Source organism: Micromonospora sp. NPDC052213 (genome assembly GCF_040679695.1).
Taxonomy (GTDB): Bacteria; Actinomycetota; Actinomycetes; order Mycobacteriales; family Micromonosporaceae; genus Micromonospora.
In genome coordinates this window covers 15,695-32,992 of sequence record NZ_JBFAVI010000070.1, presented here as the reverse complement: position 1 = coordinate 32,992, position 17,298 = coordinate 15,695, and the positions used below count along the sequence as shown (strand labels likewise).

At 74.2% G+C, this 17,298-nt stretch carries 14 protein-coding genes; 5 read left to right on the top strand and 9 right to left on the bottom strand.

What is annotated here, in order from left to right:
- Positions 1–135: 135 nt before the first annotated feature.
- The 4 genes from pulA to AB0L34_RS18415 all read right to left on the bottom strand — a co-directional run bounded on the left by pulA (position 136) and on the right by AB0L34_RS18415 (position 7,664).
- Positions 136–5,637 carry a pullulanase-type alpha-1,6-glucosidase gene (gene pulA / locus AB0L34_RS18430; RefSeq protein ID WP_363705593.1) on the bottom strand — a complete coding sequence of 1,834 codons (5,502 nt, stop codon included), beginning with the start codon at positions 5,635–5,637 and terminating at the stop codon, positions 136–138.
- Between the two features lie 151 nt (positions 5,638–5,788).
- Positions 5,789–6,484 carry a cellulose-binding protein gene (locus AB0L34_RS18425; RefSeq protein ID WP_363705592.1) on the bottom strand — a complete coding sequence of 232 codons (696 nt, stop codon included), beginning with the start codon at positions 6,482–6,484 and terminating at the stop codon, positions 5,789–5,791.
- An 84-nt stretch (positions 6,485–6,568) separates the two neighbouring features.
- On the bottom strand, positions 6,569–6,958 hold the full coding sequence (locus tag AB0L34_RS18420; protein ID WP_350711436.1) for a hypothetical protein: 390 nt from the start codon (positions 6,956–6,958) through the stop codon (positions 6,569–6,571).
- A gap of 37 nt (positions 6,959–6,995) precedes the next feature.
- Positions 6,996–7,664 (bottom strand): hypothetical protein, encoded by a 669-nt coding sequence (locus AB0L34_RS18415; RefSeq protein WP_363705591.1) that lies wholly within the window; start codon positions 7,662–7,664, stop codon positions 6,996–6,998.
- Between the two features lie 19 nt (positions 7,665–7,683).
- On the opposite strand from AB0L34_RS18415, the gene AB0L34_RS18410 reads away from it, so the two are divergent.
- The gene (locus AB0L34_RS18410) at positions 7,684–7,866 is read left to right on the top strand and encodes a hypothetical protein (RefSeq protein WP_357465055.1); all 183 of its coding nucleotides are present in this window, start codon (positions 7,684–7,686) and stop codon (positions 7,864–7,866) included.
- 13 nt (positions 7,867–7,879) lie between these two features.
- On the opposite strand, the gene AB0L34_RS18405 is transcribed toward AB0L34_RS18410, so the two are convergent.
- Together AB0L34_RS18405 and AB0L34_RS18400 are read right to left on the bottom strand one after the other, a co-directional pair.
- Positions 7,880–9,553, bottom strand: a complete 1,674-nt coding sequence (locus tag AB0L34_RS18405; RefSeq protein ID WP_363705590.1) for a right-handed parallel beta-helix repeat-containing protein — start codon at positions 9,551–9,553, stop codon at positions 7,880–7,882.
- Between the two features lie 91 nt (positions 9,554–9,644).
- Positions 9,645–10,148 carry an ArsC/Spx/MgsR family protein gene (locus tag AB0L34_RS18400; RefSeq protein ID WP_363705589.1) on the bottom strand — a complete coding sequence of 168 codons (504 nt, stop codon included), beginning with the start codon at positions 10,146–10,148 and terminating at the stop codon, positions 9,645–9,647.
- A gap of 586 nt (positions 10,149–10,734) precedes the next feature.
- On the opposite strand from AB0L34_RS18400, the gene AB0L34_RS18395 reads away from it, so the two are divergent.
- Positions 10,735–11,388 carry a C39 family peptidase gene (locus AB0L34_RS18395; RefSeq protein ID WP_363705588.1) on the top strand — a complete coding sequence of 218 codons (654 nt, stop codon included), beginning with the start codon at positions 10,735–10,737 and terminating at the stop codon, positions 11,386–11,388.
- A 52-nt stretch (positions 11,389–11,440) separates the two neighbouring features.
- Here AB0L34_RS18395 and AB0L34_RS18390 read toward each other — a convergent pair whose 3' ends face one another.
- On the bottom strand, positions 11,441–12,352 hold the full coding sequence (locus AB0L34_RS18390; protein ID WP_363705587.1) for an A/G-specific adenine glycosylase: 912 nt from the start codon (positions 12,350–12,352) through the stop codon (positions 11,441–11,443).
- A 140-nt stretch (positions 12,353–12,492) separates the two neighbouring features.
- On the opposite strand from AB0L34_RS18390, the gene AB0L34_RS18385 reads away from it, so the two are divergent.
- From AB0L34_RS18385 to AB0L34_RS18375, 3 genes are all read left to right on the top strand, one after another.
- Complete coding sequence (locus tag AB0L34_RS18385; protein ID WP_350686636.1) at positions 12,493–13,005, top strand: ACT domain-containing protein; 513 nt, start codon at positions 12,493–12,495, stop codon at positions 13,003–13,005.
- Positions 13,002–13,586, top strand: coding sequence for a peptide deformylase (locus AB0L34_RS18380; RefSeq protein WP_363705586.1), 585 nt, complete (start codon positions 13,002–13,004; stop codon positions 13,584–13,586). Before AB0L34_RS18385 ends, AB0L34_RS18380 begins: the two co-directional genes overlap by 4 nt.
- A 137-nt stretch (positions 13,587–13,723) precedes the next feature.
- The gene (locus AB0L34_RS18375) at positions 13,724–14,449 is read left to right on the top strand and encodes a hypothetical protein (protein WP_363705585.1); all 726 of its coding nucleotides are present in this window, start codon (positions 13,724–13,726) and stop codon (positions 14,447–14,449) included.
- A gap of 30 nt (positions 14,450–14,479) precedes the next feature.
- Here AB0L34_RS18375 and disA read toward each other — a convergent pair whose 3' ends face one another.
- Together disA and radA are read right to left on the bottom strand one after the other, a co-directional pair.
- Positions 14,480–15,661 (bottom strand): DNA integrity scanning diadenylate cyclase DisA, encoded by a 1,182-nt coding sequence (gene disA / locus AB0L34_RS18370; protein WP_350706723.1) that lies wholly within the window; start codon positions 15,659–15,661, stop codon positions 14,480–14,482.
- A gap of 143 nt (positions 15,662–15,804) precedes the next feature.
- Complete coding sequence (radA, locus tag AB0L34_RS18365) at positions 15,805–17,253, bottom strand: DNA repair protein RadA (RefSeq protein ID WP_363705584.1); 1,449 nt, start codon at positions 17,251–17,253, stop codon at positions 15,805–15,807.
- Between the last annotated feature and the right edge of the window lie 45 nt (positions 17,254–17,298).

Below are 17,298 nucleotides of genomic sequence, written 5' to 3'. Positions count from 1 at the left end.
GTCGTAGCCGGCCGCGGCGACGACCGGTTCGATCACCTCGCGCAGCCGGTTGCGGCGCGCGTTCAGATCGCCACGGGGTGCGCCGCTGCGCTCCGTCTCCCGCGAGTGCGGGAGGGGGCCGGTTCGTGTCGCGCGTCAGCTCTGCACGAACACCGCCACACTGCGGGCCGGCACCGTGAACGTGCCGCTCGCCCGGTCGAACGAGGCCGTGCGCACCGCCTCGTCCGCCGAGGTCCGCAGCACCGGGTGCAGCGCCACGTCCGCCCCACGCAGCCCGGTCAGCTGCTGCGTCGCCGCCTCCGGGGTGGCGTTGAAGACCACCGTCACCGACTTCCAGCGCCCGTCGAGGCCGCGACCGTCGAGCGTCATGGTGAGCACGCCGGGCGTCTCGGCCGCGCCGGAGAGCGGGAAGGCGACCCGCTTCTGCACCTGTTCCGCCGTGGCCAGCCCGAAGACCGGCGAGGAGGCCCGGATCTTCAGCAGCTCGGCGTACCGGGCGTCGGTCATGTTGATCGCCGCGCAGTCCGGCACCAGGGCCGGATCGGCCAGCAGCGGCTTGGCGTACGGCCACTTGTCCCGGTTGTCCTGCGCGGGCGGCAGCCCGGCGCCGAACCCGTTGCCCTGGGCGCAGTCCCAGCGGATCTGGTTGAACCAGTCACCCGAGTTGTACGAGTTGCGGTCCAGCGACTTCGAGCGCAGCCGCTCGGTGCCGGTGGTGACGAATCCGGGACCCTGCCCCATCACCACGGTGCTCAGCGCCAGCACCTGCATCCGGGCCCGGTCCGCCGCCGGGGTGTCCTGCGGCAGCTTGTACGCCAGCGCGTCGTAGAGGATCTCGTTGTCGTGCGCGTCGACGTAGGTGACCGCCTCCCCCGGCGCGGCGGTGTAGCCGGCGGGCGAGCCGTTGTAGTCGACCTGGCCGCCGGTGACCTGCCGGCCGGCGGAGTCGGTGAACCGGTAGCCGCGCAGGTTGCCGGTGAGCCCCACCTTGATCAGGTCGTGCTGGTGCAGCAGGCGGGCCCGCTGCTCGGCCGCGGACCCGTTCACCGGATCACCGTTGGGGTCGGTGAACAGGCCGGAGGCGAAGCCCTGCACCCGCGGGTTGGCGTCGAACGGCCCGCCGCCGCGCACCGCGTCGCGGAGCCGGTCGTTGAAGGTGCCGATCCCGGTGCCGGCCATGTTGGCCTGGGTGGCCTGCACGAACCGGGCGTCGCCGGCGACCTCGCCGAAGTTCCAGCCCTCGCCGTAGAGCAGGATCTTCTTCCCGTCCACGCCGTCGCGGGCGAGGGTCAGCTCGTCGAGCGCCTTGCGCACGGCCAGGATGTTCGCCTTCGGGTGGTGGCCCATCAGGTCGAACCGGAAGCCGTCCACCTTGTACGCCCTGGCCCAGGTGACCAGCGAGTCCACCACGAGCTTGCCCATCATGGCGTGCTCGGGGGCGGTGTTGGCGCAGCAGGTCGAGTTGGCGACGCTGCCGTCCTCCAGCAGCCGGTGGTAGTAGCCGGGCACGACCTGGTCGAGCACGGACTTCGGGTCGGTGCCGGCCGCCGAGGTGTGGTTGTAGACGACATCCATCACCACGCGCAGCCCCGCGCCGTTGACCCCGGCCACCATCTGCCGGAACTCCGTGGTGCGCTTCGCCCCGGCCGGGTCGACGGCGTAGCCGCCCTCCGGCACGGTGTAGTGCAGCGGGTCGTACCCCCAGTTGTAGCCGTCGGTGTCCGCCACCGCCGCGACGCACTGCTGCTGTTCCTCGGAGTCCGGCGGCAGCGCGGCCAGGTCGCAGGCCGGCTGCCGCTGGTCGGCCCGCCGCTCGGGGATCGTGGCGAAGTCGAACGCGGGCAGCAGGTGCAGGTGCGTCACCCCGGCGTCGCCGAGCGCCTTGAGGTGCGCCATGCCGGCGGTCCGGGGGTCGGTGAAGGCGAGGTAGGTGCCCCGCCGCTCGGCCGGCACGGTGGTGTCGGCGACGGAGAAGTCCCGGACGGACAGCTCGGAGATCTGCACCTTCGTCGACGGCACGGCCGCCGGCTTGCGCAGCGTCGCCCAGCCGGCCGGCGCGAGCGCCGGGTCGGCCAGGTCCACGATCTGGCTGTGCGTGGAGTCCGGCGCCAGCGCCAGCGAGTACGGGTCGGTCACCGCGGCGGTGACCATCTGCTGCGTCGCGGGCTGCCACGCCTGCACCTGGTAGCGGTAGTACTTGCCGTGCCAGTCGCGGGCGCCGCGCACCGACCAGACGCCGGTGCGGTCGTCGCGGCGCATCGCCACCGCCTTCGGCTGCCCGGTCGGCGAGTCGAAGAGCTGGAGCGACACCTGCCGCGCCGTCGGCGCCCAGACCGCGAGCGTCGGCACCCTGCCGGCGAAGGTCGGCCCGAGCTTCGCGTCGGTGGCCCGGGCGTAGACGTCGTCGAGCACCCCGGGGATCTGCACGCCGGTCGCGGCGAGCAGGGTGCCCTCGGCGTCCCGCTCGGTCACCAGGAGCTGCCCGCGCAGGGCCGCGGGGACCTTGGCCAGGTCCCGCCGGTCGAGGGCGAAGCTCCGGTACGCCCACAGGTGCGGGAAGGCCGCGCGCTGGGCCTCGGTGAGCCCGTTGCGCTGCGCCGTCAACGGCAGCGTGGTGTACGTGCCGGTCAGCTCGCCGTCGGCGACGGTGGCCCCGCCGGCCGGGGCGGCGACCAGGGCGTACGTCCTGCCGTCGGTGGGCCCGGTCTGCCAGGCGACGGTCGAGCGGTCGATCCAGTGCGCCTTCTGCCTGGTGATGTCGACGTCCCGGGCGGCGCCGGACGCGGTGGACGGCAGCAGCCGCCCGGGTGTGCCGGCGAGCAGCCACACCTCGCGGCCGGCGGTGGCGAAGTCGAGCCGCTGGTCCTCCGGCAGGTCCTTCTCGTCGCCGGAGTGGATGATGTAGCTCAGCCCGGTCGCCCCGGCGGCGAGGGGCACCCGGAACACCGCGCCGAACGCGTCGACGCCGGCCGGGGCGAGCGGCTTCGCCCAGTCCGTCGGGTTGGCGGCGCCGTCCCACAGGTGCAGGCCCCAGCCGTCGTAGTTGCCGTCGGCGCGGCGGTAGTGGATGAGCGCGGTGCCGTCCTCGACGGGCGGGTCGGGCTCGCCGGTGGCGGCCTGCCGGGTCGGGTAGATCGCCGGGTCGCCCTGCTTGAGCCAGATCTCCCCGGTCTGCGTCACGTCGATGGTGCGGTCCTGGCCGACGTCCTTGTTCCCGTTCCTGTCGACCACCAGGAAGCCGACCGACTTCGCGCCCGGCTTGAGCTTTACCCAGGCGAACCGGCCGTAGGAGTCCTCGCCGGCGAACGGCTGCCCCGTGGGCCACTCGGTGGCGTACGCGGGGTCGATGTCGCCCCAGGCGTAGAGGCCCCAGTCGTCGTAGCCGCCGGCCGGGCGCTGGTAGTGCACCACCGCCCAGTCCCGGGAGGCGGACTGGGCCGGGGTGCCGACGGTGGCCGTGGACCGGGCCGTGGCCGTCCGGCCCCTGCCGTCGCGGACCACCGCCTTGTACTCGATCTTCGTGCCGCCGGCCAGCCCGGTCAGGTCGTGGTGGACGGTGTACGGGGCCCGGTCGGCGCTGCCGAGCAGGGTCCACTTCCCGCCGGCGACCCGGGCGGCGACGGTGACGGTGGCCAGCGGGTCGCCGGTGACCTGGGCGGTGACGGCGGCCTTCGTGGCGACGGGCTCGCCGGGCGCCGGAGCGGTGATCGTGATCCTCGGCGCGGCGTCGGGCAGCGCGATCGGGGTGCCGGCCCGGTGCACCACCGCCGACAGCGGCGGCACGGTCAGGGTGAGCCTGCCGTCGGCGGCGGCGGCCGGGGCGGCCGAGCCGCCGTAGACGCCGGCGAAGGTGGCGCCGGCCGACCAGGTGTCCACGGTGACAGTCTGCGCGGTCGCGGCGTTGTTCACCGCGACGACGTACTCGGTGCGCTGCTTCGGGTCGATCCGGGAGAACGCGAAGACGCCGGGTCCGTCGGCGGCGTACCGGGTGACCTGGACACCGTCGCGCAGGGCCGGGTGCGCCTGGCGCAGCGCGCCCAGCTCGGCGATGGCCCGGTAGAGCGGGTGCGTCGGGTCGAACTGGTCGACCGCGTGCGTCCGGTCGGTGCCGAGCAGGTCGTCGTCGAGGTAGTCGGGCGTACGGGAGGCGAACATGTCCTGCCGGGCGTCCTTGTCGCCGCCCGGACCGGTGAAGCCCTGCTCGTCGCCGGAGTACACCACCGGCTGGCCCCGGGTGAGGAACATCAGCTCGTGGGCGAGCCGGTCGCGGCGCAGGTGGCTGGCCGGGTCGGTGCCGCCACCGGCGATGAACGAGCCGATCCGGCCCATGTCGTGGTTGCCGAGGAACGTGGTCAGCCGCCGCGCGTCGGTGTCCCGGGAGCGGTAGAGGTCGTCGCGGGCGTACACGTCGGCGAGGGCCTTGGCGGAGCCGTCGCCGGCGGTGTAGCCGCGCGCGGCCTCCTGGAAGGCGAAGTCGAGGGTGGCCGGCAGGCCACCGCGCCGCACGTACGTCGAGGTGATCTCCGGGTCGGCGCTGTAGACCTCGCCGAACATGAAGAAGTCCTTCTTGCCCGCGCGGTCCGCGGCGCGCTCGATGCCCTGGCTGAACTGCGGCCAGAAGTCGAGGTTGGCGTGCTTCACGGTGTCCAGCCGGAACCCGTCGACACCGGTGGACTCCACCCACTCGGAGTAGACCTTCGTGAGCCCGCGCACCACCTCGGGGCGCTCGGTCCACAGGTCGTCGAGCCCGAAGAAGTCGCCGTACTCGCTGTTCTCCCCGGCGAAGGTGGAGTCACCCCGGTTGTGGTACATGGTCGGGTCGTTCAGCCACGCCGGGACCTTGACCTTCGCGTCGGCCGGGGTGTCGAACGTCGGGGTGTACGGGAACGACGTGGTGTCGACCGTCGGGAAGTCCCGGCTGCCGTCGGCGTAGTGGCGGTCCTCGAAGGGCCGCCCCTGCGCGTCGGTGTAGGGGGAGGTCGCCTTGTCCACGTAGGTGTACTTGTCCTCGGCGTACTTGATGACGTCGGCGGTGTGGTTGACGATGACGTCGAGGTAGACCTTGATCCCGCGCTGGTGGGCGAGCCGCACCAGCCGCTTCAGGTCGTCCCTCGTCCCGAAGTGCGGGTCGACCTGGGTGAAGTCGGTGATCCAGTAGCCGTGGTAGCCGGCCGAGACGTCGGACCCGGTGCCCTGCACGGGACGGTTCTTGAAGATCGGGGCGAGCCAGATGGCCGTCGTGCCCAGCCCCTGGATGTAGTCGAGCCTGTCCGTGACGCCCTTGAGGTCGCCGCCGTGGTAGAAGCCCTTGTCCTTCGGGTCCAGCCCGGTGGAGAGCCGGTCCCCGGTGAGGCCGCCGGCGTCGTTGCGCGGGTCGCCGTTGGCGAACCGGTCCGGCAGGACGAAGTAGAACTGCTCGGCACGGGCCTGGTTGCTGCCGGCCTCCAGCAGCGCCTCCGCCGGGGGCTCGGCACGCCACTGGGTGGCGCCGGCCGCGGCGAGCGGGCCGGTGCCGTCCGTGCCGTCGGTGGCGTCGGCGCCGAGCTGGTGTACGGCGACCGGGGTGCCCACGAGGGTGAGGGTGAGCAGGGAGACGAGGGCGAGCAGGGCCTTGCGCGGTATCGGCGGGGGTTTCATCGACGGCCTTCCTCTGGTCGCTGATTGGCCCGCACGCTAGCCCTTGCCGAAACATTCTGCAATACCTTGCAAACAGAGTCGCAACAAAGCAGTTCGCTTGCAAAAGCAGGGCCCGGCGCGAACGCGCCGGGCCCTGGGAAACCTCGGTGACCTACAGCCCGTGGCAGGCGACGCCGTCGACGGTGCAGCTTGCCGGGCGGCTGTCCGCGTGCTGGACGTAGAACCGCAGCGCCACCGACGCTCCCCCGGCCAGATCCTGGCCGCTGCGGTAGGTGAAGCCGTCGTCGGTCCGGGTGGCCGTCCCCTGTGGCGCGCCCTCGATCCACGCGCTGCCCAGCCGACCGCCCGGGAAGGCGAGCCGGGCCGTCCACGCCCGGCCGTCCCGGGAGGTGTTGCTGACCAGCACCTCGCCGACGAACCCGCCGTGGGACTCGTCCAGCACCCGGTAGCGCCCGCTCACCGGCGACGCGGTCGGCGGCAGCAGCAGCACCTTGCCCTCGTCTCCGCCAGGGTCCGGGGACGGCGTACGGCTCGAACGCGCCGGCGCGGGCGCGCCCGGGGTGGACCGGCCGGTGACGCGGCCGGACGGCGTGGGCGACGCCCGCCGCGACGGCGACGCGGCCGTGGCCGGGACGCTCGGCGCGGGCCACGCGTCGGGCAGGGCGAGGGTCGGCTCGGGCGGGCCGGGCTGCGCGTCGAACGCGGGACCGCGACCCCGGTAGGCGCCGAGCGCGATGACCAACAGCACCACCATCACCCCGGCGCCGACGGACACCACGATCCAGGGCGAGGACGCGATGACGGCCGTGCCGTAGGACCTGCTCGATGGTCGGCGCATGCCGGACATGCCCTCCTCCCGCGGTCGCCCGGAAAAGCGTAGCGGTCGCTGGCAAGGAGGTGGGAGCCAAAACGTGCCCGCCGGACGCGACGGTCAGGCGGCGCGCAGAACCGTGCAGATGACCGGGCCGTCGTCGGTGGCGCGCAGCAGGTAGCGGTAACGCTCGCCGGGCACCGCTCGACCCTGGCTGTCCAGGAACTCCCACTCGACGGCCACCATCGTCAGCAGTGCCGACATCGGCTGCACGTCCTCGATGGCCGCGTGCGCGGCGACCAGCTCGCGCTCCTGGTAGTCGGGGGCGGCGCCCACGAAGGACAGTGCCACCGCCGCCGGGGAGGTGAACGAGAAGCTGTACGTGTCGGCGACCACCAGCCCCGGCAGCGCGTAACAGCCGGCGATGGCGGGCAGGTCGCCGGTGGTCAGCGCCACGCCGTACCGGTCGAAGAAGTCGGTCAGCGTGTCGAGATCGGTGGAGGCTCTCACAGGGACAGCATTTGCCTGCCGGCCGCCGGGCCAAACCTCAGCGCGGCGGGATGCGCACCTCGATCTCGGCGCCGAGCCGGGCGTCGCCGGCCAGGCCGAGGTCGTCGCCGCTCCAGAACCGGCCCGGGTCGTACCAGTTCGGACGCCGCCCGGCGGGGAGCAGCCCCATCGCCTCGTAGGTCACCGCGACGACCTCCGCGCAGTACGCCGTCTCCAGCGCGCGGTCGCGCACCGACGCCCCGGAGCGGTCCCGGCCCCGCCCCGGCAGCGCCGGGACCCGCATCGCCGGCACCCGACCGCGCACCCAGCGCCAGGCGAGCTGGGCGGTGGAGGGGAACGGCGTGCCGTCGAGCCGGGCGACGGTGCGCAGCACCGCGTTCTCCATCTCCGCGTCGGCCGGCGGGTCGAGCTGGCGCAGCCAGGCGCGCTGGCCGTACCGGTTGGCCCAGACGCAGACCGCGTCCCGCAGGTCGTGCAACTGCACGCCGCGCTGGTGGGTGCCGGACCACATGTCGGGCAGCGACCTGCCCAGCTCCGCGTGCCACATCAGAGGCGGCATGTCGTCCAGCACCACCGCCATGCCGACGTGGTTGACCGGGCTGTTGGTGGTCAACTGGATGGCCCGGTCCGGCACGCTGCGGCCCCGGAACACCCACACGTCGCCGGTGCGGGTCAGCTCCGCTGCCTCGTCCAGGCTGATGCTCATGGGGGTCTACCCTAGGCCGATGCGGCAACGGATGCGGTGGTGGAAGGTGCTCGGGCTCGCGGGTCTCGCCGGCGTCGCGGCGTCCGGCGTGGTGATCGCGCGGGCGGAACGGCGGCGTCGGGCGTACACCCCGGAGGAGATCCGGGCCCGGCTGCGCGACCGGCACGCGGAGGCGGCGGCGCCCGCCGACGACGCGCGCTGACGACCGGCGGGCATCAGCTCTCGTCGTGGTGGTTGCGGTCCCAGCGGCCGCCGACCGGCGGGGTGTCGAGCCGCACCGGCCCGACCGCGTTGCCGGCGAAGTCGTTGTCCTCGATCCGGCAGGACACGCAGCTGCCGTCGGGCGTGATCCAGAGCGCGTGGGTCTGGGTCTGCTCGTCGCGGTGGTCCCAGACGCGGTTGCCCCGCACCGTCGCGGAGTCGACCGCCGCGTTGACGGTGATGCCGGCCCGGACCGGCGGCGCGGCCGGCAGCTCGTAGGACGCGCCGGGCGGCGGCGTGTCCTCGTTCCACCCGGTCGGCGAGTCCGCCCGCACCTCGGCGAGGGTCAGGCCGGTGTCGGTGTTGGACACCACGACGGCTGTCCGTGACCCGACCCGCACCACCTTGCCCCGGTGTCCGTCGCGCGGCCAGTGCGCCGTCTGGTCGGTCACGGACCGGTCGTGGTAGCGCACCGACTCGCCCCCGCCGGCCGCGGCCGGGGCGCACCGCCGACCGTTGCTGCGGATGCGGTTGTTCACCACCACCGCGTCGGTCATCGGCCGGTCGATCCGGATCGCGTCCAGGCCGTTGTCCCAGAACTCGTTGCTGTCGACGACCACGTCCGCCGCCGCGCCCCGGTAGCCGTGCCCGAGGTCGTGCTCGTGGTGGCCGTACCCTCCGTTGGCGCTGATCCGGTTTCCACGGATCGTGTACGGGCCCGGCGTGTTGCCGATGCTGACCCCGTCGCGGACGTTGCGGTCGATGACGCAGTCGGTGAGGATCCCGCCGCGGCCCGCGACCCCCGCCGTGCCGTTGGCGGAGACGTCGAAGCCGGCCTCCAGGTTGCCGGTGAGGGTGCAGGCGGAGACGATCAGGCCGTCGGCGCCCCAGTCGGAGATGCCGAAGCGGTTGGCCTGGCTGTGGCAGCCGATGATGCGGTAGCCGCGCGGCGGCGTCCAGTGGTCCTTCTGCAGTTCGAGGAAGATCCCGTTGGTGCCGTTGCCGACGGTCGTGCAGTTGGCGATGGTGAGCCGCTCCACCTCGCCCCACCCGCCGATGCCGACGCCGATGCCGGCCCCGCCCATCTCCTCGCCGTTGTCCAGGCGACCGCAGCCGATCACGACCACCCCGTCGATGAGGCTGTCCTGGAGGAAGTCGCAGCCGAGGCCGGTCGCCCCGGTGTGGTGGATGTAGAGGTTGCGGAAGACGCCGCGCACGACGTACTGGAGGCCGAGCCCCTTGGCGAGGTAGCTGTACTCGACCATCGCCACCCCGGAGCCGTCGATCTCGAAGTCGGCGAAGGTGCAGTCGGCGATGTGCCGGTCGCGGCTCGCGCCGTGCTGCACGGTGGTCCAGAAGGCCAGCGGCGTCGGCTCGGCCCGGTTCCCCTCGTTGCTCAGCAGGAACCGGGTCGCTCCGGGGCCCGCGCCGATCAGCGACACGCCGCTGCGCCACACCGTGCCCGCGTCCCGGATCGAGTAGATCCCCGGCGGGCAGTAGATCACCCGGGCCCGCCCGTCGGCGGCGTACCCCTCGCCGAGGCGGTCCACCAGGGCGGACAGCGCCGGCTGGTCGTTCGTCACGCCGTCGCCGCGCAGCCCGTACTCGCGCGCGTCGCACCACAGCGGCGCCCCGGCGACCGGGGTGAGTCGCTGCGGGACGGCGGTGGACAGGCTCCGGCGCGACATCGACCCCTCCTCCTCGGCGTGCGGCGGGTGCACTCCGAGCAGGCCGCTTTCCCGGCGGCTACGGGCGGAAACGCGTCACCGGTTCACCCGTTCACCGGGGGCGAGGGGCGGCCTGCTCCGCGCCACCGCTGGGCACCGCGCCGCTGCGGCGCACCGCCTCCGCCACCGCCTCCGGCGTACGGCCCACGAGCGCGCTCCCGTCGTCGAGCAGCAGCAGGGGCCGCTGGATCAGCTCCGGGGCGGTGACCATCGCGTCGATCCAGCGCGGCTCGGCCGCCTCGTCCCGCGGCCAGTCGGCCATGCCCAGGGCGACCGCGGCGGGCTCCTGCGTCCGGCAGACGTCCCAGGGGCGCGCGCCGAGCCGGCGCAGCACCTCGGTCAACTCCGCGACGCTCGGCGGCCGGTCCAGGTACGGGCGCACCCCGTAACCCACACCGGCCTCGTCCAGGGCGGACCGGGCGGCGGCGCACTTCGAGCAGGACGGGTTGTTCCAGATCTCCATGCCGTCATGGTCGCAGCAGTCCCGCCCCCGGGCCGCGGCGGCCACGGCGAGTCGGGCCTCCGCCGGTGAGCGGGCTCGGCGGGTGCTCGTCACGGGCTGGTCCGCGTCGGGGTTGGCCGGCGAGGTCGCGGACGAGTCAGGTCGACAACGTCCATGCGGACGGTCACCCGACGCGCCTCGCTGACCGGATCGGGGCCGGAGGCCGGACGACGTCCAGACGATCAGCTCGGGTACCGCTGCCGGTCCCTGTCGAGCTGCCCGCCCAGATGGGGCAGGCGTGCCGTCGCGGGCGGGCGCAGGGTTGCGCCTCGTCAACCGTGCCACCGGCTGCGGCTGAGGGCCTGCCTGGGGTGGGTGTCCGGTTCGGCGAGGGCACGTGGGTACGGTCTTGGGCGTGGTGTCCGGTTGGTGGTGGATTGCGGTGGCGGGCGCCACCACCCGGGCGGGCATGGGCCGGGGGCCCGGGGCGTTGTAACCGTCGTGAGCGCGTGACCCCCGAGCCGATTCCACGGGCCGGGGCGACGGCCGGAATGCCGGCCGGACCCACGTCGTTACATCCCCCGGGACCCCCGTACACCGGGCGCGTACCCCCCTTCTGGCGTGACCTTTCCTCACCCGCGGCGCACCCGCCCCCCTTTCTGGTGTGTGCCGCGTACCCCCGATCGAAAGGTGCTTCATCATGCGTACCGATCTGATCCGTAAGGCTGCCCTGACCGCTGCCGGCCTCGCCTTCACCGGCGGCGCCATCGCCGGCCCCGTCACCGCCGCCCACGCCGCCCCCACCACCGACACCAAGCCCGCCGCCGCCACCCAGGACCGCAAGAACGGCGAGAAGGAACTCGGCGTGCGCTACGAGGCCCAGCCGAACTTCTACTACTGCGGCCCCGCCGCCACCCGCAACGCCCTGAGCGTGCAGGGCAAGGACATCAACGTCGACGCCATGGCCAAGCAGATGGGCACCACCGAGGCCGGCACCGACTCCATCAACGACATCACCCCCGTCCTGAACAAGGAAACCGGCAAGAACGCCTACCGCAGCGTCGAGATCGCCACCCCCAACGCCGACGACAAGCAGACCGACACCCTGCGCACCGACGTGCGCAAGGCCGTCGACGACGGCCGCGCCGTGGTCGCCAACATCGCCGGCACCGCCACCGACACCGACGGCGGCGTCCACTCCTTCGAGGGCGGCCACTACATCAGCGTCGTCGGCTACCGCGACAACGGCGACACCGTCAAGATCGCCGACTCCGCCAACCCGGCCCAGGCCTCCTACTGGATCACCACCGAGGCCCTCGCCGACTGGATCGCCACCCGCGGCTACGCCGCCTGATCCACACACCACCAACGACAAGGGCCGGCCCCGAACGGGGCCGGCCCTTTCGTCATGCCGGGAGGCGCGCGACGGGGACCGGTGGGCCGTCACCGACGAGGCGGAACGACGACTCGCCCACCGGCTCCACGAGGCCGTCCCGCACCAGCCCGGTGAGCGCCCGGGCCCGCTGCACGTCGTCGGCCCACACCTGGTCGAGACGCTGGTGCGGCACCGGGCCGGTCGCCTCCCGGAGCACGCCGAGCAGCAGCCCGCGCACCTGGCGGTCCGTGCCGGCGTACCGCTGGGGGCGTCGGCTCGGGCCGGCGGGGGCCTCCTGGCCGGACGCCCGCCAGGCGCAGACCGCCTCGACGGGGCAGCTTCCGCAGCGGGGTGCGCGGGCGGTGCAGATCACCGCGCCCAGCTCCATGAAGGCCGCGCTGGCCAGCGCGGCGGCGGCCGGCTCGACGGGAAGCAGTTCCTCGGTGGCCACCAGATCGGCCGGGCGGGTGGCCGGGCCGGCGTCCGGCTCGCCGGCGATCGCCCGGCAGACCACCCGCCGTACGTTGGTGTCGACCACCGGGTGCCGCTGACCGTACGCGAACGCGGCCACCGCCCGGGCCGTGTACGTCCCGACGCCCGGCAGGGCCAGCAACTGGTCCAGCCGGTCCGGGACCTGACCGCCATGCCGCTCGACGATCGCGACGGCGCACTCCCGCAGCCGTACCGCCCGGCGGGGGTAGCCGAGCCGTCCCCACATCCGGATCGCCTCCGCCGGGCTGTCCGCCGCGAGCGCGGCCGGGTCGGGCCAGCGGTCCAGCCACGCCGCCCAGGCGGGCAGCACCCGCACGACGGGCGTCTGCTGCAGCATGACCTCGCTGACCAGGATCGCCCACGGGGTGACGTCGGGCTTCCGCCACGGCAGGTCGCGGGCGTTCTCCTCGTACCACCGGCTGACCAGGGTGGCGAAAGTGGGCTCAGACATCGCGCCGCCGATGATGTCACGCGGCTCGCCGCCGACGCGGCGCGGGCGGCGGGGCTCGCGGCTCGCCGTGCCGTCCCGCTGGCTGGGCGACCTGGGCGGGGCGCTGCGGCGGCGCCCGGCGGATCGGGCAGAATGCCCGGATGAACGAGCTCGCGATCACCGTCATCGGCCGGGACCGGCCGGGCATCGTGGCCGACGTCGCCGAGGTGCTCGCCCGGCTCGGCGCGAACCTCACCGACAGCACGATGACCCGGCTGCGGGGGCACTTCGCGATGACCCTGGTCTGCGTGGGCCCGGCCGCCGCCGACGTCGAGGCCGCGCTCGCGCCGCTCTCCGCCGACGGCCAGCTGCTGGCGACCGTACGCGAGGTCACCCCCGACGGCGAGACGGCTCCGGCCGGCGAGCCGTACGTGATGGCGGTGCACGGCGCGGACCGGATGGGCATCGTCGCGGCGATGACCCGCGTGCTCGCCGACGCCGGCGGCAACGTCACCGACCTGAGCACCCGGCTGACCGGGTCGCTCTACGTGGTGGTCGCCGAGGTGGACCTGCCACCCGGCACGGCCGACGAGGTGGCCGGCCGGCTCGCGTCGACCGCCGCCGACCTGGGTGTCGGGGTGACCCTCCGCCCGGCCGACCCGGATCTGCTGTGACCGGCGACGAGCGCGCCCCGGAGAGCGAGGCGTACGCCGGCCTCGGCGGCTGGACCCCGGAGTCCCTGGACGCGCCGGGGGAGGTGCGGCCGGTGGTGTCCGCCCCCGACCAGGTGCTCAGCCGGCACGGCGGCGAGGTCGACCCGACGGCCGAGGAGACCGTACGCCTGGCGGCCGACCTGGTCGCCACCATGCGGGTGTCGCCGGGCTGCGTCGGGCTGGCCGCCCCGCAGATCGGCGTGGGCGCGCAGGTCTTCGCGGTCGACGTGACCGGCCATCCGAAGGCGGTCACCGTGCACGGCACCTTCGTGCTGTGCAACGCCCGGGTCGTCGAGGCGAGCCGGTGGAAGGTGGCCCGGGAGGGGTGCATGTCGGTGCCCGACCTCACCGGCGACGTCAAGCGGGCCAGCCGGCTGGTGGTGGAGGGCGTGCTGCCCGGCAGCGGCAAGCCCGTACGGCTGGTGACCGACGGGTTCGAGGCGCGGGCCCTGCAGCACGAGATCGACCACTGCGCGGGGCTGCTCTTCCTGGACCGGGTCGCCGGCGCCCACGCCATCTACCAGCGCAAGGTGTATCTCTGACCCGCGACCCTGCGTCGCCGGCGGAACACCGTCGGCAGACATGATCGTCGCATGTGGAGGGTGGGAACGGTGAGCTGCGGACACCTCGGCGCGTCGCGCCGGGCTGCCGAGCCCCGCGCCGCTACGGTGGGGGCATCATGCGTCTGACGGTCGGCCCCCTGCCACCCGCCGTTTACTGGCGGCGTCGCGCCGTCGTGCTCGGAGCGGGGCTTCTCTTCCTGATTGTCCTGCTCTATTCGTGCACCGGTTCGGACCGGAAGGCCGACGACAGCGGCGACGCGCAGCCCGCGTCGGGCACGACGTCGCCCGGTTCGACACCGGGACCCACCGGCCCGGTGCTGAGCCCGCAGACCGGCGGGCCCTCGCCGGGCGCGTCGGGCGACCCGGGCGCCGCCGACCCGTCGGGCGGCCCGACCACCACCGACACGCCGCCGGCGGCGCCGGTCGTGCCGGCCGCCGACGACGGTGTCTGCACGGACGCCGAGATCACCGTGACGCCGGTGGCCCTGCCCGCGTCGGTGGTCCGCGGGGCCGTGGTGGACCTCCAGCTGAAGGTGAAGAACCGGTCCGAGCGGACGTGCAGCCGCGACGTCGGCGCCGACGAGCAGGAGCTGTTCATCAAGTCGGGGGCCGAGAAGATCTGGTCGTCCGACACCTGCGGCACCGGCAAGGGCTCCGACCCGCAGTCCTTCACGCCGGGCTTCGAGCGCTCCTACCAGGTGGGCTGGAACGGCCGCGACAGCAGCAAGTGCGCCAACGGGGTGGCGGCGGGCCCGAACCCGCCGGCCGGGACGTACCAGGTCTTCGCCCGGGTGGGCACCAAGCTCAGCGAGCCGGTGAAGCTCACCATCACCGACGGCTGAGCGGCCCCGAGCCGCCCGAGCCGGCCCGGGTCAGACGTAGCGCTCCAGGATCGACGCCTCGGCGAGCCGGGACAGCCCCTCCCGGACGCCGCGGGCGCGGGCGTCGCCGACCCCCTCGACGGCCTGGAGGTCCTCCACCGTGGCGCCGAGCAGGCGCTGGAGGCTGCCGAAGTGCACGACGAGGCGGTCGACCACGGCCACCGGCAGCCGGGGCACCTTGGCGAGCAGCCGGAAGCCGCGCGGGCTGACCGCCGCGTCCAGCGCGTCGGAGGCGGCCGGGTAGCCGATCGCCTTGGCGACGGAGACCAGGTCGATCAGCTCGGTCGCGCCGAGCAGGTCCAGCTCGACCAGCGCCTCGTCGAGGGTGCGGGACTTCCGGCCGGCCGGGAGGTAGTCCCGGATGACCAGGGTGCGGTCGGCGTCGACGCCGGCCATCAGCTCGTCGAGTTGGAGGGCCAGCAGGCGGCCGTCGGTGCCCAGCTCCACCACGTAGCCCGCGATCTCGTCGGCGATCCGGCGGACCATCTCCAGCCGCTGCACCACCGCGACCGCGTCCCGTACGGTGACCAGGTCCTCGATCTCCAACGCGGAGAGGGTGCCGGAGACCTCGTCCAGCCGGAGCTTGTAGCGCTCCAGCGTGGCGAGCGCCTGGTTGGCGCGGGACAGGATCGCCGCCGAGTCGTCCAGCACGTGCCGCTGGCCGTTCACGTAGAGGCTGATGATCCGCATGGACTGGCTCACCGAGATCACCGGGTAGCCGGTCTGCCGGGCGACCCGCTCGGCGGTGCGGTGCCGGGTGCCGGACTCCTCGGTGGGGATGCTCGGGTCGGGCATCAGATGCACGGCCGCCCGGACGATGCGGGTGCCGTCGCTGGAGAGCACGACCGCGCCGTCCATCTTGCACAGCTCGCGGACGCGGGTGGCGGAGAACTCGACGTCGAGCGGGAACCCGCCGGTGCAGAGCCCCTCGACGACCTTGTCGTAGCCGAGGACGATCAGCGCGCCCGTGCGGCCGCGCAGGATCCGCTCGAGGCCGTCGCGCAGCGCCGTGCCCGGGGCCATCAGTGCCAGGTTGGCCCGCAGCGGGTCGCCGGCACCCCCGGCGCCGCCGGTCACGCTCACGCTGATCGGGCGGGCGGGCGAGCCCACGGCGCCGGTGCGGGCGTGGGGCGTCGCGCCGGCAGGCTTGGTGGTATCGCGGTCGATCGGCACGGGCACAGTCTACGGACTGCCCTGCGGTGGGTGCTGTCGTGGTTACTGTGATGTGTCGCGATGCCCCAGGTCGCCCGGACCGGGAGCCGGCGGCCCGGCTGTCCGGTATCGCCCCGGCGGTCCCGTCGCCCGGCCATCGCCGCTCACTCCGCCGACGCACGGGCGACGGCCTGGAGCGCCGAGCGCACGTCGGTGACCTCGAGCACGCGCATGCCCCCGGGGGTCACGCCGGTGCTCTCGGGCCCGCACCCGGTCGGCACCAGCGCGAGCCGGAACCCGAGCCGCGCCGCCTCGGCCAGCCGGCGCGGCACCGCGCCGACCCGGCGCACCTCGCCGGTGAGCCCGACCTCGCCGATCGCCACCAGGTGGGGCGCGATGGCGAGGTTGAGCCCGCCCGAGGCGACGGCCAGGGCGACCGCCAGGTCGGCCGCCGGCTCCACCACCCGGATGCCGCCGACGGTGGCCGCGAAGACCTCCCGGTCGTGCAGGGTCAGCCGCTCGGTGCGGCGCTGGAGCACGGCCAGCACCATCGCGAGCCGGGCCGAGTCGAGCCCGGAGACGGTGCGCCGGGGCGACCCGGCCACCGTCGCGCCGATCAGGGCCTGCACCTCGGTGACCAACGCCCGGCGGCCCTCCATCGCCACCGTGACACAGGTGCCCGGGACCGGCTCCGCGTAGCGGGTCAGGAACAGCCCGGACGGGTCGGCCAGGCTGCTGATGCCGCCCTCGTGCATCTCGAAGCAGCCCACCTCGTCGGCGGCGCCGAAGCGGTTCTTCACGCCGCGCACCATGCGCAGGGAGGAGTGCTTGTCGCCCTCGAAGTGCAGCACCACGTCGACCAGGTGCTCCAGCACCCGGGGGCCGGCGACCTGGCCGTCCTTGGTGACGTGGCCGACCAGCACGGTGGCGATGCCGCGCTCCTTGGCGACCGCGACCAGCGCGGCGGTGACCGCCCGCACCTGGGTCACCCCGCCCGACACGCCCTCGGCGCCGGTGGTGGAGATGGTCTGCACCGAGTCGAGCACCAGCAGGCCCGGCTTGACCGCGTCGAGGTGGCCGAGCACCGCGGCGAGGTCGCTCTCGGCGGCGAGGTAGAGCTGGTCGTGCAGGGTGCCCATCCGCTCGGCGCGCAGCCGGACCTGGCTGACCGACTCCTCGCCGCTGACCACCAGCGACGGGCTGCCGGCCCCGGCGGCCCACTGCTGGGCGACGTCGAGCAGCAGGGTGGACTTGCCGACGCCCGGCTCGCCGGCGAGCAGCACCACCGCGCCGGGGACCAGGCCGCCGCCGAGCACCCGGTCGAGCTCGCTGACCCCGGTGGGCCGGGCCCGCGCCGGGGCGGCGCTGATGGTGGCGATCGGCCGGGCCGGCTCGGCCGGCATCCGCGAGCTGACCACCTTGCCGGAGACGGTCGGGCCGGTGACGGTGCACTCGACCACCGAGCCCCACTCGCCGCACTCGGGGCAGCGCCCGACCCACTTGGGCGGCTGGTGCCCGCAGGCGTCGCACTCGTAGGCCGGTCGGGGCTCGCGGCTGGACGCCCGGCCGCGCCCGCCGGCGGCGCGCGGGGACGTCGATCGGGAGGTGGTCACATGGGGACGTTAGTCCCCGCGTACGACGAAGACACCGCCGGCGTG